Here is a 21,963-nt window from a genome sequence, read left to right on the forward strand (position 1 = left end):
ACCATGAATTCGCTATAACAGTTGCAGCGTGTTTCCGCATAACAAGCCTGATCTGCAGGCAGAAATACGCTCTGACAGAAGAGCCAAATAAGGCGACGCAATCAAATGTTCTGGACTTACGCTGCCCTTCTTCTACTGGTCTTCGTAGCCGCTAACGTCTATGGACGCTTCCGGGCTCTGCAGGTCGCTGGTCATCAGCTTTCCGTGCTTCACTCCCGGCCAACCTACCACGGTGGGTATCTGGCAATCCTGTCCACACTTCCGGCATTTGTGCTCCTGATTGCATGGGCAGTTGTAGAGCCGGGCATGCTTGATACCCTGGTCATCAGCGCCAATGCCGAGGTGATCGAGGGACTGTCCAAACCAGAACTTCAAGCATTCCTGCGCGATGCCCGCGCCATCGCATTCGGCGGCATTGTTGCCTTCTCCGATGCTGGCAAGGAACAAGCAGCTGAGGTGTTTGCCTCGCTCGCTCAAACCTCCTTTGTCCTTAAATCAGTTCTCATGGTTGGCCTCGTGCTTGGCGGCTTGTGGTACGGCAACCGTGCCATTCGCCCAACAATGCGGGCTCGCCATTTTGTAGAGCGCACCGTCATGGGATTGCTGATCCTGTGTTCCGCTGTTGCGATCTTCACCACCATCGGCATCGTGCTCTCACTGATCTTCGAAAGCCTGATGTTCTTCCGCCAGATCCCAATTCTGGACTTCGTCTTTGGCACCCACTGGAGCCCGCAAAGCGCGTTTGAAGGTGCGGGCGCAGAACACGGCGAAGCAAACACTAAGATCTTCGGCGCAATCCCGCTTCTGGTCGGCACCATGCTGATCACCGCAATCGCGATCATCGTGGCCGCACCAATCGGGTTGCTCTCAGCGATCTATCTTTCTGACTACGCAAGCACACCAGTGCGCGCCATCGCAAAGCCGGTTCTGGAAATTCTGGCCGGTATCCCAACAGTGGTCTACGGCTTCTTTGCCGCGCTCACTGTGGCACCGTTTATCCGCGGCTGGGGTGAAAGCATCGGCCTGTCAGTCAGCTCAGAAAGCGCTTTGGCCGCGGGCCTCGTTATGGGCATCATGATCATCCCGTTCGTCTCCTCCCTGTCTGACGATGTGATCAACGCGGTGCCCCAGTCTCTGCGTGATGGCTCTGCTGGCCTTGGTGCCACCAAGTCCGAAACCATTCGCCGTGTGGTTCTGCCAGCAGCTCTGCCGGGCATCGTCTCGGCGCTGATCCTCGCCATCTCCCGCGCCATTGGCGAAACCATGATCGTGGTGATGGCAGCAGGCCTTGCCGCCAACATGACAGTGAACCCACTGGAAGCGGTAACAACCGTGACCGTGCAGATCGTCACCTTGCTGGTCGGTGACCAGGAGTTCGACAGCGCGAAAACACTCGCAGCATTTGCTCTCGGTCTTCTCCTCTTCTGCATCACACTTGCTCTGAACATCTTCGCTCTGCGCGTCGTGAAGAAATATAGGGAACAGTATGATTGATATCGCTCAGGACACTGCCGGTTCCGCAATTGGCGGACGTGTCAAAGGCATTCCTTCCGGCGTCCATACGACAGACGAAGCTCGCAAGCGCCTGAAAAAGCGCTACAGCATGGAAGCGCGCTTCAAGGCTTACGGCATCGGTGCCATTGCATTGGCCGCAACCTTTCTGGTTCTGCTGCTCTTCACAATTGTCGGCACTGGCCTGCCAGCTTTCACCTACAACTACGTGAGCGTGCCGCTGAACCTGAGTGCTGAAAAGGTTGATCCAGCCAATCCGGCAGGCGCCAGCTACAACAAGATCATCCGTGATGGTCTGAAGGCTGAACTGCCATTTGCATCCGACCGCAAAAACCGCCGCGTGCTGTACTCGTTGGTGTCCTCCGGCGCCAACGTCATCCTGCAAAAGCAGGTGGTCGCCGACACATCCATGCTGGGTGGAACCGGTCCAGTCGCCATCCCGCTTTCAGATTTCGCAGACCTTTATGTCAAAGGCCTGATCACGCAGAAAAACGAGATCACCACAACAAGTGCAGCCACCGTTTCCGGAACCGAAGGGCAGGTGACCATCACCGCCGAGAAGCCGGAGTTCGGTGCACTCATCGTTGCGCTCAAATCTTACTATGAGAATGAGATCACGCTGCTTTCTGACAAGATCGAAGCCCGTGGCCGTTCTGAAGTCAGCGTCAACACCAAGATCACAGGCCTCGAAACCCGTCTGAAAAGCGAAAAAGATCCGCTGGTCGTACAGCGCCTGACAGCTGAAGTTGAGAGCAACAGAGAGGCGCTTGAGAAAATCAAGGCCACTCTGGAAACCCGCAAGGCTGAACTGGCCGTTCTGCAGGGCCACCTCGCCAATGTTGAGAACGGTGGCACACTCAACAACAAGATGCCAAGCTTCTTTGTGAACGTGAATGGCGGCACCATCAAAGCGGAAAAGGTCACGCCAACCAGCGTCACCGGCACCGCCTTCATCCCGCTGAGCTCCGATGCAGCTGCCGCTGCTGGTCAGTGGGGCGTTGAAGAGCTGGAAACACCGGAAAGCTTCCGCAAGTTCTCTGACAAAGAAATCGCCTACACGGACTATCTGGTCTCCAAAGGTACCATCGAGAACCAGTGGAACTCCATCTTCTTCAAGTCCGGTGCAAGTCGTGAACCTGAAATGGCCGGTATCTGGGGCGCTGCTGTTGGTTCCTTCTGGACCATGCTCGTCACCTTGTCCCTGTCGTTCCCGATTGGCGTGGCTGCTGCGATTTATCTGGAAGAGTTCGCGCCTAAGAACCGCTGGACCCACCTGATTGAGGTGAACATCAACAACCTGGCAGCCGTGCCATCGATCGTCTTCGGTCTGCTTGGTCTGGCAGTGTTCCTCAACGTCTTCGGCTTGCCGCGATCCGCGCCGGTCGTCGGCGGTATGGTGCTGGCGCTCATGACCCTGCCAACCATCATCATCGCCTCCCGCGCAGCACTGCAGGCCGTGCCGCCAAGCATCCGTGAGGCTGCACTGGGTGTTGGAGCTTCCCGCTTGCAGGCCGTGTTCCACCATGTGCTGCCTCTGGCAATGCCAGGCATCTTGACCGGAACCATCATCGGCATGGCGCAGGCTTTGGGTGAAACCGCACCGCTTCTCATGATCGGCATGGTGGCCTTCATCGTCGACATCCCGGCAAACCCGGTTGATCCGTCGACTGTGCTGCCGGTTCAGATCTTCATGTGGGCAGACTTCCCCGAACCGGCCTTCCAGCAGAAAACCTCTGCCGCGATCATGGTGCTGCTCGGCTTCCTGATCTCGATGAATGCAATCGCAATCGTTCTTCGTAAACGTTTTGAGCGCCGCTGGTGATTTGAAAGGCAAGATCATGGCATTGGAAATGACCACAGACACCGAGAGTGCAATGGATACAACAATAAGCACCCCTCCAGCCGTATCAGCTGAAGGCGAAACGCTCAAAATGCGTGGCCGTGATGTAAAAGTGTTTTACGGTGACAAGCAGGCCCTGCATGGCGTGGATCTGGATGTGCGCAAAAATCAGGTGACCGCGCTGATCGGCCCATCCGGTTGCGGCAAGTCCACCTTCCTGCGCTGCCTCAACCGCATGAACGACACCATCGACATCTGCCGCGTGGAAGGTGACATCCTTCTCGACAACGATGATGTCTACGACCCACGCATTGATGTGGTGGAACTGCGGGCCCGTGTTGGCATGGTGTTCCAGAAGCCAAACCCGTTCCCGAAATCTATCTTCGAGAACGTGGCTTACGGCCCACGCATTCACGGTCTGGCGCAAAACAAGGCCGATCTGGAAGAGATCGTTGCCAGCTCCCTGCAGCGCGCCGGTCTGTTTGAGGAAGTGAAAGATCGTCTGGATGAGCCGGGAACCGGCCTCTCCGGTGGTCAGCAGCAGCGTCTGTGCATCGCGCGCGCAATCGCAGTGTCTCCGGAAGTGATCCTGATGGATGAGCCATGTTCTGCGCTTGACCCGATCGCCACCGCTAAAGTGGAAGAGCTGATCGATGAGTTGCGCCAGAACTACACCATCGTCATCGTAACCCACTCCATGCAGCAGGCGGCGCGTGTTTCGCAGCGCACTGCATTCTTCCACTTAGGGACACTGGTGGAAGAGGGGCTGACCAACGACATCTTCACCAACCCCAAAGACCAGCGCACGCAGGATTACATCACTGGCCGTTTCGGTTAAAAATAATAGGCAAGGAGGTCTAAGGAGATCATCCGATGAAAGATCATATCGTCTCGTCCTTCAATGAAGAACTGAAAGAGCTGGCCGGACGTGTCGTCGAAATGGGCGGCCTCGCAGAAACGCTGGTACATGATGCCGTCAGCGCACTGCTGAGACAGGATCGCGAGCTGGCAACCCGCACCATTGCGGCGGACAGACGCCTCGACAACATGCAGGCTGAGCTGGAAGAGCTGTGCATCTCCGTGATCGCACGCCGCCAGCCGATGGCAAGCGACCTGCGCGACATCATCGCCGCCATGCGCATCTCCAACGATCTGGAGCGCGTTGGCGACATGGCCAAGAACATTGCAAAGCGGACGCTCGCAATTGAGAGTGAGTTCAACAACAAGCAGCTTGCTGTCGGCGTGGAGCATATGTCCGATCTGGCGTTGGAACAGCTCAAAGCCGTTCTCGATGCCTATACTTCCGGCGATCTGGAAGTCGTTCAGCGCGTACATTTGCGCGATGATGAGGTAGATGCGCTGTACACCAGTCTGTTCCGTCAGCTGCTCACCTACATGATGGAAGATCCACGCTCCATCACCATGTGTGCCCACCTGCTGTTCTGTGCAAAGAACATCGAGCGCATCGGTGACCATGCGACCAACATTGCCGAGAACATCTACTACATGATCTCCGGAAATCAGCTTCCGGCTGATCGTCCAAAAACGGACGAACTGGCAGACAGCAGCGCTGTCTGAGACGTGCCGCTCTCCGGGAAGCTGCAAGCCCGGAAGGCGACCACGTTGAACAAGGTTTGGAGTGTCGGGTTCATTACGCGGCACTTCATGTGTCAAATCAGAGGGCGACTTCGTGTTTCTGATAAGAAAAGACGCAACTACAAAAGGTTAAAGTGGTTTACATGCACAGTGATGGCGGTAAACTGCTTTACAACAGAAGGTGCAAAGAGAGCACTAGGGTATGCCTAAGATACTGATTGTAGAAGACGAAGAACCTTTAAGCCTGCTGCTGAGATACAATCTCGAAGCGGAAGGCTACAATGTCGACGTATGCGCAAGAGGAGATGAGGCGGAACTCCTGCTGCAAGAAAGCCAGCCGGACCTGCTCTTGCTGGACTGGATGCTGCCCGGCCTCTCCGGTATCGAGCTTTGCCGCCGTCTGCGGGCACGTTCAGAAACCGAACGAATGCCAATCATCATGCTCACAGCGCGTGGTGAAGAGTCTGAACGCATCCGCGGTTTGGCAACCGGAGCCGATGATTACGTCGTCAAACCTTTCTCCATTCCGGAGCTTATGGCCCGCGTGCGAGCGATCTTCCGCCGTGCATTGCCGGAAGTTGTCTCCACCATGCTCAAGTCCGGTGATATTGAGCTGGACCGCGAAACCCACCGCGTCCGCAGAACTGGCCGCGAAATCCACCTCGGCCCAACCGAATTCCGCCTGCTGGAGTTCCTCATGAGCGCACCGGGCCGCGTCTACTCCCGCGAGCAACTGCTCGACGGCGTGTGGGGACATGATGTCTATGTGGATGAGCGCACCGTGGATGTCCATGTGGGCCGCCTGCGTAAAGCCATTAATAAAGGCCGCATGAAAGACCCAATCCGCACCGTCCGCGGCGCCGGATACGCGTTCAACGACCAGTTTGCTGTCGGGTAATCGATTTCTGCTATATGCGCATTGTGAAACTGCATCTCTGATCCGGAGATGCAGACTAAAAACAATGCGGAAAACAAATGAAAATCAAGACGGTTGATAGAGCAACCGCTCATATCTACGACAATCTCTGCCAGGCTTACGAGGCAGAGTTCTCGCCTCTCACACACAAACAGCCTGACGCCAACGGTCTGTTCGCTAAGGACACGCTGCTGGAAGGCAACATCATCGGCTATCTGGTGTACAGCGACGACCTCCCGGCAGGACTGGCCGCCATCAAACAGGATGAGCAGGAGGGGTTCGAAGTCTGTGAGTTCTACGTCGTCCCCTATTATCGCCGACACAAGCTGGGCTTGCAGTTTGCCGGCGCGCTGTTTGATCAGATGCCCGGCAACTGGCAGATCAAGCAGATTGAAGGCGCGGACCACGCCACCGCCTTCTGGCGCGCTGTGGTGAACGACTACACCTCAGGCCACTATCAGGAAGACAGCTACAACGACCCGTACTGGGGCAATGTCACCCGCCAGACTTTCAGCGCTCACAAACACTAGGTCACAGTCACAGGCGGATAGTCGTTACAAAACAGGCATCCAGACAGCAAAAAGCCGGGCACTGGACCCGGCTCATAGCGCTTGCTTTCAGTCTGTTTTAGCTGGCGCGGCGGTTGCGGCGGTCGCTGACTGGCTGATAGGCAATGCTGCGGTGATGCGCGCAATACGGTGTGCCTGCATCTGACTGACGACCGCAGAAGTAGAAGTCTTCAGAACCCGGATCGCCAATTGGCCACTTACAGGTGCGTTCGTTCAATGTCAGGATGGATGCGCGTTCGGAAACCGGAATAAAGATTTCTGCGACTGGGACGGGAGCGATTTCGGTCTCGATCGTTTCAATTGGCTCAACTTTAAGAGCGTTGGCGCCTGCCACTGTTGGCTGAACTTGTCGAGGAGTAGGAGAGGGAGCTGCTGCTGCGACCGCTTCGGTCACTGTCGGTTTAATTGGAGAAGCTGTTCTTGCCGCTGGGGCAGTTGCCTTTCTCGTCTTGGTTGCACCGCCCCCTGATTTAGCACGCCCTGAAAGCCCTAGCCGGTGAACCTTACCAATTACGGCATTTCGGGTCACATTGCCTAGTTCCCCAGCGATCTGGCTTGCGCTTAACCCGTCTGCCCAAAGCTTGGTTAGTAACTCTACACGTTCTGCTGTCCAGCTCATTAAAGGCCCCCGTCTTCCTTCAGTGGCGCGCAAAACAGTATTCGCTCAGCTCGGACGTATCCGAATTTGCCGCTAACCTGAGCGTGTGTGCTTGCAGCGTTCAGTAACTACGAGATGGTGTATAACTCTTATCGCACAGTACTATATCGGCGTTCCTACGAGCAATAACCTCAAAGAATTGAGGTGGGGAAGACTCTGGTTTTCCCCAGAATTGCCGTACTACTACTTACCTATAACAGCCTTCTTGTGGTGGGAGAAGATTATCAATCTAAAGAATAGGAGCTGTTTGTTAAACCAAGTTCCACCGCATTCTTTCCAACACAAAGTAAGAGCTGATAGCGTTACCCCGTTGATATTTAATACATATATTTACCACTGAAAAACAACTAGTAAAAAACACTAGTAAACTACAAATTGCAGTGCAGATGCACTCGCCGAATGACACCTTCATATGACGCGGTACACGCTAGAGGTGTATTGAATAAACCTTAAGAGATATGGAAAAAAACTGGCCAGTGAAGAGGGGATTAGACCTCTACTCCATCATTTAAAAATGCCACAATGTGCCTTTCCTCAGGTAGTAGACCAACCGGAATGCACCGATAGGAAGAACAAAAAGCCGGCTGCCCATTCCTGAACAGGAGTAAGGTATTGCTGGCAATACGTGTTATTGACTGCCCTGAGGGAACGCGGTTTATATGTCGCTTCCCTTACAACTGAACACCTTCGGGTGTTGAATGAAGCGCCAGATGGCGTTTTTTGTTTTTGTAGCAACCAAGATTTTTGAGCCCAGAGCTCAATCCATGAGGAGTGAGAAATGACGACTTCGTCGCTAATGCAGACTTATGCACGTTCAGACCTGGCGTTTGAGCGTGGGGAAGGTGTCTGGCTTTATGCGGCTGATGGTCGACGATACATGGATTGTGCCTCGGGTATCGCCGTCTCCGGCTTGGGTCATGCGCATCCGAAGCTCGTTGAGGCGCTCAAATCTCAGGCTGAAAAGCTGTGGCACGTCACCAACCTCTACACCATTCCAGAGGGTGAAAAGCTCGCAAAGCTGCTGACAGACAACACCTTTGCTGACGTTGTGTTCTTTACCAACTCCGGTACGGAAGCGACCGAAGGTGCCATGAAGGCAGCGCGTCGCTACCACTTTGCCAAGGGTAACCCGGAAAAGAACCGCATCATCACCTTTGAAAATGCGTTCCACGGCAGAACCATGGCAGCTCTGGCTGCTGGTGGTCAGCAAAAGTATCTGGAAGGCTTCGGTCCAGCACCAGAAGGTTTTGATCAGGTGCCGGCTGGCGATCTGGAAGCAGTCAAAAAGATTGTTGGCCCGGAAACAGCAGCCATCATGCTGGAGCCTGTTCAGGGCGAAGGCGGCATCCGCTCCATGGATCCGGCTTTCTTGAAAGGCCTGCGCGAGATCTGTGATGAAAACGACCTGCTGCTGATCTATGACGAGATCCAGACGGGTGTTGGTCGTACCGGCAAGCTCTTTGCCCACGAATGGGCTGGTGTTGCACCAGACCTGATGGCGATTGCAAAAGGCATCGGCGGTGGCTTCCCGATGGGGGCGTTCCTCGCAACCAATGAAGCGGCCAGCGGCATGGTGCCGGGCGTGCATGGCACCACTTTCGGCGGCAACCCGCTGGCAATGGCTGTCGGCACTGCTGTTATGGAAACCGTCCTGGAACCGGGCTTTCTGGAAGCCGTTCAGGAAAAAGGCCTGATGCTAAAGCAAAAGCTTGCCTGCATTGTAGACCAGCACGGCGACGTGTTTGAGCTGGTGCGCGGTGAAGGCCTGATGCTTGGCCTCAAATGTAAGGTGCCAAACACCCAGCTGCTGGTTCACATGCGTAATAATGGTCTGCTGCCGGTTGGTGCCGGAGACAACGTGCTCCGCATCATGCCGCCAATGACCATCACCGCTGAAGAAATTGACGTGCTCGCCCAGAAAATTGAAGCCGCTGCTGCGGACATGGAAAACGAGCTGAAAACTGCCGAGACTGCCAAATGACTACACTGACAAAACCACAGCACTTTCTCGATATCAGTGATTTTTCAAGTGACGAACTCCGTCACATCATGGATGTCTCCAAGCAGATCAAATCCACCCGCAATGGCGTTCATCGCGGGCAGGGGCCTCTGGCAGGCAAAGTGCTGGCCATGGTCTTCGAACAGCCATCCACCAGAACCCGTATCTCCTTTGATGTAGGCATGCGCGAGCTTGGCGGCGAAACCCTGATGCTGACCGGTGCAGAAATGCAGCTTGGCCGTGGCGAGTCCATTCCGGACACCGCCCGCGTCCTGTCCCGCTTCGTCGACATGATCATGATCCGCATGCTGGACCATGACGCGGTCAGAGAGCTGGCGGAATATGCGACCGTGCCTGTCATTAACGGTTTGACCAAGATTTCACATCCTTGCCAGATCATGGCAGACATCATGACCTTCGAAGAACACCGCGGAAGCATTAAGGGTAAAACCGTTTCCTGGGTGGGTGACAGCAACAACGTTCTTTACTCCTGGATCGAAGCGGCATCCAAATTTGACTTCAAAATTAACGTTGCCGCACCAAATGAACTGACAGTACCCCTTGAATGGATCGAAAAGGCCTATACATCCGGTGCTGAACTTTCAGTAACAGACGATCCGTTTGCTGCTGTTAAAAACAGTGATTGTGTTATCACCGACTGCTGGGTTTCCATGGGTGACAGCGATGCTGAAACCCGTCACAACATGCTGGCTGCCTATCAGGTGAACGAACGCCTGATGAGTGAAGCCAACGATTCAGCCCTGTTTATGCACTGCCTGCCTGCACATCGTGGGGAAGAAGTGACAAATGAGGTGATCGACGGCCCGCATTCTGTGGTATTCGACGAGGCAGAAAACCGACTCCACGCCCAAAAAGGCATTATGGCGTGGTGCATGGGTGCATCGCCTCAAGGATAAAGCATATCGCTGAAAAGTGGCTGCTGGTTTTCAGGTGACGATATGCGCAAGCATAGTGCATATCGCTGAAAAGTGGTTGTCCGGTCTTCAGTCGAAGATATGCGCAAGGATAAAAGAACAAGATGACAAATACACCTGCTCAACCGACCGCCGCCGGCGTTGACGCTGTCGTACCATTTGCTGTTGAAGCACTGGACGTTCGCGGTCGGGTTATCAATATGGGGCCGGTGCTGAACTCAATGCTGGCGCGGCACAAGTACCCTGCGCCGGTAAACAAGCTGCTGTCAGAGGCAATTGTCCTGACATCCATGCTTGGCAGTACCCTCAAGTTCGAAGGTCGCCTGACTCTGCAAGCCCAGACAGACGGTGCAGTCTCCATGCTCGTGGTAGACTTCAACGCACCTGACGGCCTGCGCGCCATGGCTCAGTTTGACGAGGCAAAGGTTGCTGAAGTCGCAAGCAAGGATGGCTTCAAGCCAGACCAGTTGCTCGGCAAAGGCCATCTCGCCTTCACCATCGATCAGGGCGCCCATACCAGCCGTTACCAGGGTATCGTGGTTCTGAACGGCACCACTCTGGAAGAAGCTGCGCATGAGTACTTCCAGAAGTCCGAACAGATCCCGACTTTCGTTCGCCTCGGCGTTGCTGAAGTGCTGACCAAGGCAGAAGAAGGGGGTGCTGAGCACTCCTGGGCTGCGGGCGGCATCATGGTTCAGTTCCTGCCACAGTCTCTGGATCGCCTGAGACAGGCAGACATCCACCCAGGCGACGCGCCAGAAGGGCACGAAGCTCATCAGGTCGACGAAGACGACGCATGGGTTGAAGCGCGCTCACTGGTTGAGACCGTGAAAGATGACGAACTCATCGATCCGAGCCTCACAGTTGAAGGTCTGCTCTATCGTTTGTTCCACGAACGTGGTGCATCCGTCTTCTCCCCGCAGAGCATGGCAGACAAATGCACCTGCTCTGAAGAAAAGATCACTGCCATGATGCAGAACTTTTCTGATGCAGACAAAGCCGAGATGAAAGCGGAAGGCACCGTCCACATCAAGTGTGACTTCTGCTCCAAGGATTACGAGCTGGACGCCAACAAGGTGTTCAAGGACTAATCCGCGCAGAAAAAGCGTAAATAACGCTGTCAGAAATCCTCTGGCAGCGTTTTTCTTTAACTTATTGAAGCTGAACGGGTTATGCCGCTAAACACGATCAAAGATCGACCCCATGCGTGGACTGAACAGCCGGTCATATGTTTTCAGCAGCATCATATCCGTCATGCTGGCAACGTAATCACAGATGATCCGTGAACCCTCTTCAGCCTCTTTGAAGTCCGCGTAAACATCTTCCGGCAAAAACGCTTGCGGCTCGCTCATCAGCGTCTCAAAAACGGCAACCACCATGGTCTGCCCTTTGAACTCAAGATGCTGAACGTTCGGTGCCTGTATAACCCGTTTAAAGACAAAGCCTTTGAGCGCATCCAGAACCTTCGCATGGCCTTCTGGAAGAACAGCTTTGTACTTCAAAAGCGGCTCGCTGAAGGCCTCTTGTTCCTTGATCTGAACGGCCACAATGAAGAAATGAACCAGCTTACCGATGAACTGCTTTCGCCGATTGGCATTGCCAAACAGCCCTGCAATCATCTGCTCATAAGGATCTTTAGAATACTTACCCGGATTGCTGGAAGCCAGATCTTCAAGGAATGCAGAGCAGTCTTCTTTCGAGATATCCTCCCGGAACTGCTCCTCGCGCACCAGCCCCAAAGCAATAGCATCTTCAAAGTCATGGACCCCGTAAGCGATGTCATCAGCCAGATCCATGATGGAGCAATCCCATGATTTAAAACGGGATTTTGCGTGCTTGCCGTCTTTACGCACAAAGCTGCAGAACAGCGAGCGATCCTGCTCAGAGAGCGGCTCCAGCACCCAATCGACGATCTCTTGTTCCCCATCCATAAAACACTTGGGCGGAGCAGAGCGTTTCCTGTCGATCAGGCTCACTGTTGAAGTGTTGGGGCTAAGCTGCGGGGATAAATCGGGATTATGCACGCGGGAAAACGCCACCGGATACTTCATCATACCCAGTAATGCCCGCCGTGTCAGATCAGCCCCATGCTCAGCAGACATCTTCTCCAGCCGTGAAACAATGCGCAGGGTCTGGCCGTTGCCTTCAAACCCACCATTCTCTCGCATGCAGTAGTTCAGCGCCACTTCACCCCCATGTCCAAACGGAGGATGCCCGATATCGTGGCAATAGCTGATTGTTTTAACGAGGCTTTCTTCCGGGACGAAGTCATAGGCCGGATGATCTTTGAAAAACGCCCGAAACTGCCGTGTGATGCCAGAAGCAATCTGGGCCACTTCCAGTGTGTGGGTCAAACGCGTGCGATAAAAGTCGCTGTCCCCCAGATTGAGGATTTGGGTTTTCCCCTGCAGGCGGCGAAAGGCATGAGAGTGAACAATGCGGGCATAATCTACATCATAAGGCGTTCGCGCATCATCCGACTTGGGAACCCAGCCACTCTGACGAGCAGTCCAAACAACATCACTCACGTCTAAACCTCACACAAAAAAGCCCTGCACAACAAAGCGCAGGGCAGAAAAAAGCTTAATCTATCAGGCTCTTAAGGAACTCGGCGGTCTTCGCAGCAGACTGCTCGATATTGCCGTTCCAGGTCGCGGGAGAAGCCCCGCGCGGTGCCAGATCATGGTTGCCATCCTCCAGCCAGTCAATGCTGATTGTCTCAGGAAGATCAACAGCTTGCACCTCGCTCTGGTTCCCCATCTGATCCCGGTCACCCTGCGCAATGAAGATCGGGCGCTGAGCATTTTGCAGCGGCTCCACACGCCAGTCCGCCAGATCAGATTTCCCAATAGCATGAAAGGGATAGCCCAGACATACAACGCCCAGAACCCGCTTCGGAAGGCTCTCACCACCCGCCAGCATCGCCGCAACGCGTCCACCCATGGACTTCCCACCAATCAGAACCGGCCCCTCAGCATTTTCTAAAATCAGCTGTACAGCCTTTTGGTACTCACCAATCAGCTTGTCAGCTCTTGGTGGAGGCGATTTCTTCCCTGTTTCCCGACGTTTAGCCATATAGCCAAACTCAAACCGCGCCACAGCAATGCCGTTCAAAGCCGCCGCTTCCGCATACCGGTTCATAAAATTGGCATCCATCGGCGCACCCGCACCATGAGCCAACACAAGAGTGCCAAGGCACTCACCTTCAGGACGTGTCCATAAAATCTCAGTCATGACGCTATTTTAACGCCTCTTTCACATCAAAAGTGACAGGAAATTTACTTGTCCCCGTCTTCAATAAGACCCATATTCAAATTAGCTAATATAAATGCGTAGAACCTACGCGAAAATAGAACGGAATACATTATGGAAGAAGGCGTCATTCGCCTGGGAATTTTTGCAGGAGCGTTCCTTGTGTTCGCACTGCTGGAAATCTTTATCCCCCGGCGCTCAGAGAGCCAGGAACGGCCGCAGCGCTGGTCCACCAACCTTATCCTGTCGGCAATCAATACACTGATGCTGCGCTTTGCCCTGCCTTTTGCTGCAGTTTCAACGGCTTACTGGGCGCAGATGCAGGGCTTCGGTCTGTTTCACTGGCTGGCGCTGGATCCTGTCCTCGGCGGTATCATTGCATTCTTTGCCCTCGATTTCGCCGTATGGGCCATGCATGTTGCAAGCCACAAAGTTCCGTTCCTATGGCATCTGCATAAGGTGCACCACACCGATCCACGTTTCGACGTCACCACCGCACTTCGCTTCCACCCGCTTGAGATTGCCGTCTCAATGCTCTGGAAAGTGATCGTGGTCGCCTTGCTTGGCGCGCCTGTTCTCTCAGTTGTGATCTTCGAGGTGGTCCTTAACGCAGCCGCCATGTTCAACCACGCCAACATCAAGCTCTCAGAGAAGGCTGACCGTGTGCTGAGATGGGTGATCGTGACGCCTGACATGCACCGCATCCACCATTCAACCCGTCCAATTGAGACCGATAGCAACTACGGCTTCAACTTCCCTTGGTGGGACCGGTTATTCTCCACCTATGTTCATGACCCGAAAGGTGGACAGGAGAACATTACGTTTGGTCTGAAAGAGTTTCAGGGCAAGGAACCGCGCCAGTTGGGTTGGGCATTGCTGTTGCCTTTCAAGGCCTTAACCCATGTACAAGGCTGGCTGTCCAGCCGTGTCAACAAAGATGGCACGCCCAAAGCAGGGCACTAAAAAAAACCGCGTGGGAAATATCTGAGATAAAGTTCCCCCAATCGGCCATTGGATTGAAGGCGGGTAAGACCAAGATTGATCGCATTTAACATCTTGGTATTGCCTGCCTTTGTTGCAATCGCCAGTCCGCCACTGAAGTAACTTGGATCCAGCCACGGCCCCCCAGCAAACTTGCAGCACCCGTTGGCCTTCTGGGTATCCAGCCAGAACGACAACCGCATCCCATCGCCGAACAAGGCATCTACCTCGGAGCTCACAAGAGCGTTTCGTGCAAGTTCCTCATTTTCAAAGGGAACTGCAATCGCATCCGTAAAGAACCGCTCTAAAAACGCTTCGTGCCGAGATCCCTGAACCACCGCAACCCGTTTGCCGCCCATGGTTTCAGGCAGAGGCTCCAGAGAACTGCGCTTGCTGGTTACAAAGCGGCCCGGAAACCGCATGTAAATCTGCGAAAAGGAAAGTTTTTCAAGGTTGGCCGGTGTCATGCTAACACCAGCAATCACAGCATCAGCCTCACCATTGGCCACGGTATTGGCCAGGTGGTTAAACGGCAGAATCTTCAGGCTGCAAGCCGCTTTCAAGCTCTGGCAGATCTCGCGGGCAAGATCCACGTTGTATCCCATCAAACGCTCTTCACTATCCCGGAAAATGAAGGGCGGAAAATCATCGGCTGCAATGAAGCGAATACGCTCTGGTGCCTTACCAGTTGTCGCTAAGCCAGATTGTCCACCTGAGAACAGTGGGATTGTCACGGAAGAGGGAGCTTTTTGCGAGTTTACTGCATTTTCAGAGCCATCGTTTCCCGCTCCCAACAAGGGAGAGCTCTGGGAAATCGCCCATGTATCAGTGCCATATGCATTCTGTGCCATGGCATTTGACGCCGCGAAAATGAGCGGCTGGGCACTACAGAAAATCAGCAATATGAAGAATAAAGGGAAACGCAAAAGCTATCCAATCCAGTTTGCAACAGAGCGTAAGCCTAACGGGAAATTCTCAAGGAGATACTAAGTGAATGTCTGCGAGAGGGAAAGGCCTGTAGCCGGAAACCAGCCTCATGGATTAACAGGGGCGGAAGTATCATGGGGAAGTCGGGAATACTCTGATAACTCAGTGAGTAACGAGCCATCGAGGTCAGTACAGCAGGCAAACACTCTGCGCTCTCTGGCGCTCTCCATCAGCCGTATCGACAGCATGCGCTCCGCCGAAGCCGGACAAGCCCTACGAAGCCGCATGACGACCATCACACCGCTGGACGCTCCTTCTCATTCGCAAAGAACATCACCAGTTGTTCAGAAAATCTCAGGCAGCTCAGACAAAGAACGCTATGTCCCGGAATTTCTGCGTTTACGCAATGCTTTAGAGCGAGATGTCTTGCTACAATGCAACTGCTCTGATGCCTTGATTGATTTTGCAAAATCCCGATGCTCAACCGAAGATAAATGCGTCAGCAGCTATTTGATTGATCAAGGATTTCTGGATGCCTCCGTGTTTTATTGGGGCATCTCCGGCAAAATGAACATCCGCTATGCTACGGATGGTAGCCTCTCTGCCATTGCTCCCATCTCTGACAAGCTAAAACCCTTTGAAACAGAAGGTATTCTGTTTGTACCAGCACTGGACCTGAACCAGAAAGTTGTCTTCGCCGCAGCTCCCCTCGGCCATCAGTTGGAGGCCTTTGAGCGAGCGCTTGGATACTTTGATGAAGCCACCAGCAAAATTGTCGTGGTAACGCCCAGGTACCAAAAGGCCCTAACCGTCACCACAGCCAGCTCTAACGCCTTGATGCAAGACGATCTTTCCATGTCAGCGGTTCATCGTTTCATGCCGTCACAGCGAAAGCTTCTCACGGTCTCGCCAATCTTCTTCCTCGGCACAATTGGATTTGCATTTGATGTATTCTATTGGGCCCTGTTCATACTGCTGACGCTCTCTCTCGGAGCCATTGGATTGCTCAGGATTGCCTCCTTCTTCACCTACTCCGACAAACAGGATTTCGTGGTCCCAGAACTTGAAAAGTGGCCGCATTACACCGTTCTGGTCCCACTTTACAAAGAGTCAGCTATTTGCCGCCAACTGGTTGATGCATTGGATGCATTGGATTACCCAAAAGAGGCGCTCGATGTTATCTTTCTGGTGGAACAGGATGATGAACTCACGCAAAAGAACCTGCGCAAACTTCTGCGCAAGTCCATGCGGATGATCATCCTGCCTCCCGGCAAGCCTCAAACCAAACCAAGAGCACTTTCTGTTGGTTTGGCTGCCACAAAGGGTGAGTTTGTCACGGTGTTTGATGCAGAAGACCGTCCAGAACCGCAGCAGCTTAAAAAAGCGATCTGCCAGTTTGCGTTGGAAGGACACGACGTCGCTTGCCTGCAAGCTGCACTATCTATCGATCACGCCAAAGAAGGCTGGCTCGTGCGCCAGTTTGCTTTTGAATATGCGGCTTTGTTTGATGTCTTCCTGCCGTTCCTCTCGCGCAAGAACCTACTGCTCCCGCTGGGTGGCACCTCCAACCATTTCCGCGTCAGCGCGCTTCGTAAAGTCGGGGGATGGGATCCCTTCAACGTCACTGAAGATGCAGATCTCGCCGTCAGGTTTGCCAGGCAGGGCTTCAGAACGCGTACCTTGAACAGTTCCACCTATGAGGAAGCGCCGCTCACGCTCAAAGCATGGCTACATCAACGCACCCGTTGGCATAAAGGCTGGATACAGACGCTTGCCGTTCACCTCAGAAGCCCACGATTGACCTATAAGCAACTGGGCGCAAAGAACTTTGCTCTTCTTCTGCTGACTTTCTTCGGTGGAATGCTATGTCTCTGGGCGGCTCCACTGACAGCATTGATGTTTGCCAAAGTCCTTTGGGGTGTCCACCAATCCGGTCTGCAAGCCTTCGATGCTTTCAGCATCTACGCACTCTTCTGCTTCCTATTCGGTTTGGGGGGGACTGTCGTGACTGTCCTTCAAGGCAGCGCAAAACGGGGTTTCAGGCCTCGTAGCTGGGAGATTGCGAGTATCCCGCTTTACTGGGTGTTAGGCTGCATCGCCTCTTACAAAGCCCTGTTTGAGTTCATCGTCAAACCGCATTACTGGCGTAAGACTGAGCACGGCATCGTTCGGCACCGTGGAAAAATCAAGGATGCAGAAGGAGTCTAGCTGAGCGGATGCGACTAAGGTTTCCAAGGGATACCGAGTGCATCGACCGTAAGCTCACAGGGATGGCCCTCATAAAACTGGGTGAGTACCTGATGAAACACTGTTGGATCATCTGCCGCATATGCAAACAGGGTGGCACAGCTGCGCACTTTCATGCTGTCAATCTCTCCAAGGATCTGGCGGGAGGTAAGGTCGGATTGCCGAAGCAACAACTGGCAACACCCGCGCAAACGTGAGGCGAGGAGGGGATAGGCAAGATACCGTCGTGCTTCATCAAGGTTTTCAATCCCATAAAAGTGGGCTGTTGAGGAGCGCCCAAGCTTTCGAAGTTGCGGGAAGATGAACCAGATCCAGTGACTGGTCTTACGGCCTTGCTGCAGCTCCTGAACCACCTGCTGAAACACTGGCTCCTGCCCAATAACAAACCGGGTGATGTCGTCTTTAACGGTTCTGACCATGGGGTTTCCTCCACTAGGTTTCAGCTTAACAGTAAACACGGTGACTACGACTTCCCAGCGAAAACACGAATACTTTTGACGTTCAACCAGAGCCAAAACCGTGCAGATACCTAAGAGTGAACTACATTTTTATCTCACTGAGTAATCTGCTGTTTGCTGTCCTGATAAGTTTCACATTGCAAGAACATAAAAAACATCTGGTTTCGGAGTTTTAATTGACCTTCCCTAACGTAATGTTCTGGGTATATGGACGATGCGAGAAAAACTTCGTGCGATCATCGAAAGTAAGGCTTGGGAGTACACAATCATATCCATTATCGCGTTGAATGCGATAACACTAGGGATAGAAACCAGCCAGACTGTTCAACAACATTACGGCCCAATTCTCCGCACATTGGATGACATCGTAGTGGGCATTTACGTGGTTGAGATATCTCTTCGCGTATATGCATATGGCTTACGGTTCTTTCGAGGAGCCTGGAATCTCTTTGATTTCATAATCGTAAGCATTGCTCTTGTTCCAACCACCGGCCCAGCTGCCATACTGCGCTCACTCAGGATCCTACGTATCCTGCGCCTGATCTCAGTTGTGCCATCACTCAGACGCGTAATCGGAGGGCTGGTTCTGGCATTGCCCGGCATGGGCTCAATTATGCTGCTCCTGTCTCTCGTCTATTATGTCTTCTCCGTCATGGCCACGCAGCTCTATGGCGAGACTTTCCCCGAATGGTTCGGCACAATCGGCGCTTCAGCCTATTCACTGTTCCAGATCATGACGTTGGAAGGCTGGAGTGACGCGATTGTGCGCCCGGTCATGGATGTTTATCCAAATGCCTGGATGTTCTTCATCCCCTTCATCCTCACCACGGCCCTGACTGTGCTGAACCTGTTTATTGGTGTCATCGTGGCAGCCATGGAGGAGGAGCATGAAAAGGAGATGGAAGAACACCATCACTACGTGCGCATGGAAGCCAGTGAGATCATGAAAGAACTCAGAACACTGCGGCAGGATGTGGCAAAGCTGAGACGCAACCGTAAGGCCAGCCACAAACAGAAAGTCGAAATGACTTAAGCGCAAAGATACGACCGCCGGTTGTCAAAACAAGCGGCGGTCTCAATGCCACGTTATCGAGGTTAAAACGACATCTTTCATACCAACCCTCTCATATTTCTCAAAGCATCAGCCTCTGGGCGGGGTGCTGTTGCAATATCTACAGAATTTGAACAAATTTGTGTAAGGTCTTGTGGAAACGAGCAACCCCATGAAAACTATAAGCTAAATTTGGTGGTGTTGTTTCACCTTTACTACCTCTAGTTCTTGGCGATTTCTTCATCTCTGCGCGCCATTATTTTGCAGGCCCCTTTCAACTTGAAACCATCAGATAAATACTTAGGCTGGGCCCAAATACGTATTGTGAGGTCAAGTGTCGAAATGCGGGCGAAGTTACGATCCATCATTGAAAGCCGCCAATGGGAATACACAATTATTAGTATAATCGCGTTGAATGCTATTATCCTGGGGTTGGATACAAGCATGTCGCTGATTGCGAATTACGGCATGATCCTGCGGTTTCTGGATGAGTTGATCCTCGCAATTTTCGTCGTAGAGCTGACCCTGCGTATCATCGCGTTTGGCCCAAGTTTCTTCAAAGGTCCTTGGAATCTCTTCGATTTCTTCATCATTTCCATTGCGCTTGTGCCGGCAACCGGCCCGGCAACCATCCTGCGTTCCCTGCGAATTCTCAGGATCTTACGCCTGATCTCCGTGGTCCCATCGCTCAGAAGCGTTATCGGAGGCCTTATCCTTGCTCTGCCGGGCATGGGTTCCATCGTTCTGCTGATGGGTCTCGTGTTCTATGTCTTCTCCGTCATGGCGACACGGCTATACGGCGCAGTGTTTCCGGAATGGTTTGGCTCCATCGGCGCTTCGGCCTATTCCTTGTTCCAGATCATGACGCTGGAAAGCTGGAGTATGGGCATTGTGCGTCCGGTGATGGAAGTCTTCCCGAATGCGTGGATGTTCTTCATTCCCTTCATCCTGTGCACGGCCTTCACGGTGTTGAACCTGTTCATCGGTATAATCGTTGCAGCAATGCAGCAGGAACACGATAAGGATCTTGAGGAAGACCGTATCAACGTGCACGAAGAAACACGCCACGTTTTGCACGAACTCAAAGATCTGAAGGTTGAACTGCTTAGCGAGCTGGAGCGCATCCGAAAGGACCGCAAGAAGGGCTGATGTACTCTCAGGTCTTTGCAGCGGAGCTTCTTTCCCTTCAAAGGATTGCCGCTGCTGCATTTGTGATCAAGTCGTGTTGAAGTAATCTTGATCGCAGCGCGTGTGGATTGCGGGTTTGCTAATATAGGCACCTGCGCAAAAAAGGCCTAAGACGAAAAGCATATCTGATAGGATACGATATGTTTGATGCAAAACTCCGCGGCTATATAGATCCCCCACTCAACAGAATGGGAAAAGCACTGGCAGATCTAGGGATTACGGCAAATGCTGTAACTTTGGTTGGCCTCGGCTTTGGTCTTGCTGCAGCTGCGGCGGTGGCTGCTGGTCAGTTCTATACTGCACTGCTGTTCATTCTGCTTAATCGCTTCGCCGATGGGTTGGATGGTGCAATCGCTCGTGCAGCCGGATCCACTAATCTCGGCGGGTTTTACGACATCACATTCGACTTCATCTTTTACGGAGCCATCCCGCTCGCCTTCGCGTTTGTCGCTCCTGAACAGAATGCCCTGGCCGCAGCCGCGCTACTTTTCAGCTTTTACATTAACGGTTCCACATTTCTTGCATTTGCCACTCTGGCACAAAAGCTGGGTATGCAGACCACATTGCGCGGTAAGAAGTCCTTCTATTATCTGGGAGGGCTGGCTGAAGGCTTTGAAACCATTGGCGTCTTCGTCGCATTTTGCCTGTTTCCCACTTACTTCTCATGGGTTGCGTGGACTTTTGCTGCGATTTGCACACTTTCGGCCATTTCTCGCGTTTTCATGGTCAGGCATATGGTTTTGAACCACCCAGATCCCTCGGTGTAAGATCGTTGCTCTTGCGAAGATCGGGGTGAAAAGGCTAGACTTATTAAAAATAGGATGCGTACTGCTGTTGTAATTGCAGCGGAATTTTCCTGAAATATGGGTTGTGCTATGTATCGTGCCGTTACCCGAAATATACAGATCACTGTGGAGCCGTATTATCTTGCTGAGGAGTCTACTCCTGAAGATGAGCAGTTCTTCTGGGCCTATACGGTCTCGATTGAAAACTTCAGCTCCGAAACCGTGCAGCTGCGCTCACGTCACTGGCATATCATTGATGCCAATGGTCATACGCAGGAAGTCAACGGGGCAGGGGTCGTTGGAGAAGAGCCAATCATTGAGCCCGGTGGCTCATTCCAATACACATCCGGCTGCCCTCTCAACACCTCCTCAGGTATCATGACGGGCAACTACCGCATGCAAACGGACAAAGGCGAGTTCTTTGCGGTGAAAATTCCGGCGTTCTCGTTAGACTTGCCGGATATGGTTAAGACAGTGCATTAAGGCTCTGTCTGCATCACTCCCTCAGGGCGAGGGAGGACTTGCGGGCAGCCTTACCGCCCGCCTTCCATAACAATCTTGGCTTACTGAGTACGGAAACGTGCCTGTGCACCGCGCTCAATGGCGGCGATGGTTAGCTTGTCTAGCTTCAGGTGGTCGCGTAGCAACTGCAGCATACGCACTTCTTCCGGGCTTACACGAAGGTCAGCCGCTGCAATTTCAACACCAAGCGCATAAGCCGTGTCATGCAATTTGGTTGGCAAAGACTCTGCCACAAGCGCCAATGTTGCGTTCATGCCATTTTCGCCGGAAAGACGCTCAGCGCACTGCTGGGTGATCTTGATCAGGTCATTGTCATCAAAGTCTTTGAAGACAGGGAGAATGCCCACAATATCGCCAAGCTGACGTAGCTCAGCATCGCTCATCGCGCTATCAGCGGCAGAAACCATCACCATCACATGAATGAGAGCTTCTTCTACGCTCAGTAATCTATCTATTGTACCCATATCTCCCCAAAGCAAAAAGCTTTGCCTCTTGGTTTGCTTTAGTTTTTCGCTTCGCCAAATCGT

The 21,963-nt window shown here is 53.1% G+C and carries 21 protein-coding genes; 15 read left to right on the top strand and 6 right to left on the bottom strand.

Features of this window, described 5'->3' with window-relative positions:
• Positions 1-105 precede the first annotated feature (105 nt).
• The 6 genes from pstC (at position 106) to PSE_RS08215 (ending at position 6,394) form a co-directional block, all read left to right on the top strand.
• A complete protein-coding gene (gene pstC / locus PSE_RS08190; RefSeq protein ID WP_014284423.1) occupies positions 106-1,494 on the top strand; it encodes a phosphate ABC transporter permease subunit PstC in 1,389 nt (462 codons plus the stop codon).
• Positions 1,487-3,334, top strand: coding sequence for a phosphate ABC transporter permease PstA (gene pstA, locus PSE_RS08195; RefSeq protein ID WP_014284424.1), 1,848 nt, complete (start codon positions 1,487-1,489; stop codon positions 3,332-3,334). The genes pstC and pstA overlap by 8 nt, the downstream gene beginning before the upstream one ends.
• Before the next feature lie 52 nt (positions 3,335-3,386).
• Positions 3,387-4,190 (top strand): phosphate ABC transporter ATP-binding protein PstB, encoded by an 804-nt coding sequence (pstB, locus tag PSE_RS08200; RefSeq protein WP_051125979.1) that lies wholly within the window; start codon positions 3,387-3,389, stop codon positions 4,188-4,190.
• A 35-nt stretch (positions 4,191-4,225) separates the two neighbouring features.
• On the top strand, positions 4,226-4,930 hold the full coding sequence (gene phoU / locus PSE_RS08205; protein WP_008549853.1) for a phosphate signaling complex protein PhoU: 705 nt from the start codon (positions 4,226-4,228) through the stop codon (positions 4,928-4,930).
• 220 nt (positions 4,931-5,150) lie between these two features.
• A complete protein-coding gene (gene phoB / locus PSE_RS08210; RefSeq protein WP_008549923.1) occupies positions 5,151-5,846 on the top strand; it encodes a phosphate regulon transcriptional regulator PhoB in 696 nt (231 codons plus the stop codon).
• A 77-nt stretch (positions 5,847-5,923) separates the two neighbouring features.
• Positions 5,924-6,394 (top strand): GNAT family N-acetyltransferase, encoded by a 471-nt coding sequence (locus PSE_RS08215; protein ID WP_014284426.1) that lies wholly within the window; start codon positions 5,924-5,926, stop codon positions 6,392-6,394.
• A 97-nt stretch (positions 6,395-6,491) separates the two neighbouring features.
• Here PSE_RS08215 and PSE_RS08220 read toward each other — a convergent pair whose 3' ends face one another.
• Positions 6,492-7,052, bottom strand: coding sequence for a GcrA family cell cycle regulator (locus PSE_RS08220; protein WP_008549984.1), 561 nt, complete (start codon positions 7,050-7,052; stop codon positions 6,492-6,494).
• Positions 7,053-7,869: 817 nt separating this feature from the next.
• Here PSE_RS08220 and PSE_RS08225 point away from each other — a divergent pair.
• From PSE_RS08225 to PSE_RS08235, 3 genes are all read left to right on the top strand, one after another.
• Positions 7,870-9,072 carry an aspartate aminotransferase family protein gene (locus tag PSE_RS08225; protein WP_083417075.1) on the top strand — a complete coding sequence of 401 codons (1,203 nt, stop codon included), beginning with the start codon at positions 7,870-7,872 and terminating at the stop codon, positions 9,070-9,072.
• Complete coding sequence (gene argF, locus PSE_RS08230; RefSeq protein ID WP_008550068.1) at positions 9,069-10,007, top strand: ornithine carbamoyltransferase; 939 nt, start codon at positions 9,069-9,071, stop codon at positions 10,005-10,007. Before PSE_RS08225 ends, argF begins: the two co-directional genes overlap by 4 nt.
• Before the next feature lie 122 nt (positions 10,008-10,129).
• A complete protein-coding gene (locus PSE_RS08235) occupies positions 10,130-11,116 on the top strand; it encodes an Hsp33 family molecular chaperone (RefSeq protein ID WP_008549972.1) in 987 nt (328 codons plus the stop codon).
• Positions 11,117-11,203: 87 nt separating this feature from the next.
• Here the strand turns inward: PSE_RS08235 and PSE_RS08240 are convergent, their stop codons facing one another.
• A complete protein-coding gene (locus tag PSE_RS08240; RefSeq protein WP_014284428.1) occupies positions 11,204-12,553 on the bottom strand; it encodes an anti-phage deoxyguanosine triphosphatase in 1,350 nt (449 codons plus the stop codon).
• Positions 12,554-12,608: 55 nt separating this feature from the next.
• The gene (locus tag PSE_RS08245; RefSeq protein ID WP_014284429.1) at positions 12,609-13,259 is read right to left on the bottom strand and encodes an alpha/beta family hydrolase; all 651 of its coding nucleotides are present in this window, start codon (positions 13,257-13,259) and stop codon (positions 12,609-12,611) included.
• Between the two features lie 132 nt (positions 13,260-13,391).
• On the opposite strand from PSE_RS08245, the gene PSE_RS08250 reads away from it, so the two are divergent.
• On the top strand, positions 13,392-14,240 hold the full coding sequence (locus PSE_RS08250) for a sterol desaturase family protein (RefSeq protein ID WP_014284430.1): 849 nt from the start codon (positions 13,392-13,394) through the stop codon (positions 14,238-14,240).
• Here the strand turns inward: PSE_RS08250 and PSE_RS08255 are convergent.
• Positions 14,237-15,109, bottom strand: a complete 873-nt coding sequence (locus tag PSE_RS08255) for a transporter substrate-binding domain-containing protein (RefSeq protein ID WP_014284431.1) — start codon at positions 15,107-15,109, stop codon at positions 14,237-14,239. The two genes, PSE_RS08250 and PSE_RS08255, sit on opposite strands and share 4 nt — an antisense overlap.
• A 241-nt stretch (positions 15,110-15,350) precedes the next feature.
• Between PSE_RS08255 and PSE_RS08260 the strand changes: the two genes are divergently transcribed.
• A complete protein-coding gene (locus PSE_RS08260; protein ID WP_014284432.1) occupies positions 15,351-17,393 on the top strand; it encodes a glycosyltransferase family 2 protein in 2,043 nt (680 codons plus the stop codon).
• 14 nt (positions 17,394-17,407) lie between these two features.
• Here the strand turns inward: PSE_RS08260 and PSE_RS08265 are convergent, their stop codons facing one another.
• Entirely contained in the window at positions 17,408-17,851 is a 444-nt protein-coding gene (locus tag PSE_RS08265) for a DUF1810 domain-containing protein (RefSeq protein ID WP_014284433.1), read from the bottom strand.
• A 253-nt stretch (positions 17,852-18,104) separates the two neighbouring features.
• On the opposite strand from PSE_RS08265, the gene PSE_RS08270 reads away from it, so the two are divergent.
• From PSE_RS08270 to apaG, 4 genes are all read left to right on the top strand, one after another.
• The gene (locus tag PSE_RS08270) at positions 18,105-18,923 is read left to right on the top strand and encodes an ion transporter (protein WP_008549589.1); all 819 of its coding nucleotides are present in this window, start codon (positions 18,105-18,107) and stop codon (positions 18,921-18,923) included.
• A gap of 360 nt (positions 18,924-19,283) precedes the next feature.
• Entirely contained in the window at positions 19,284-20,090 is an 807-nt protein-coding gene (locus PSE_RS08280) for an ion transporter (RefSeq protein ID WP_083417076.1), read from the top strand.
• 179 nt (positions 20,091-20,269) lie between these two features.
• Positions 20,270-20,896 (top strand): CDP-alcohol phosphatidyltransferase family protein, encoded by a 627-nt coding sequence (locus PSE_RS08285; protein ID WP_008549886.1) that lies wholly within the window; start codon positions 20,270-20,272, stop codon positions 20,894-20,896.
• A 108-nt stretch (positions 20,897-21,004) separates the two neighbouring features.
• Positions 21,005-21,397 (top strand): Co2+/Mg2+ efflux protein ApaG, encoded by a 393-nt coding sequence (gene apaG, locus PSE_RS08290; protein ID WP_050773922.1) that lies wholly within the window; start codon positions 21,005-21,007, stop codon positions 21,395-21,397.
• Positions 21,398-21,477: 80 nt separating this feature from the next.
• On the opposite strand, the gene PSE_RS08295 is transcribed toward apaG, so the two are convergent.
• The gene (locus PSE_RS08295; RefSeq protein ID WP_037037084.1) at positions 21,478-21,891 is read right to left on the bottom strand and encodes a tellurite resistance TerB family protein; all 414 of its coding nucleotides are present in this window, start codon (positions 21,889-21,891) and stop codon (positions 21,478-21,480) included.
• Between the last annotated feature and the right edge of the window lie 72 nt (positions 21,892-21,963).

This window comes from Pseudovibrio sp. FO-BEG1 (assembly GCF_000236645.1).
Lineage (GTDB): Bacteria > Pseudomonadota > Alphaproteobacteria > Rhizobiales > Stappiaceae > Pseudovibrio.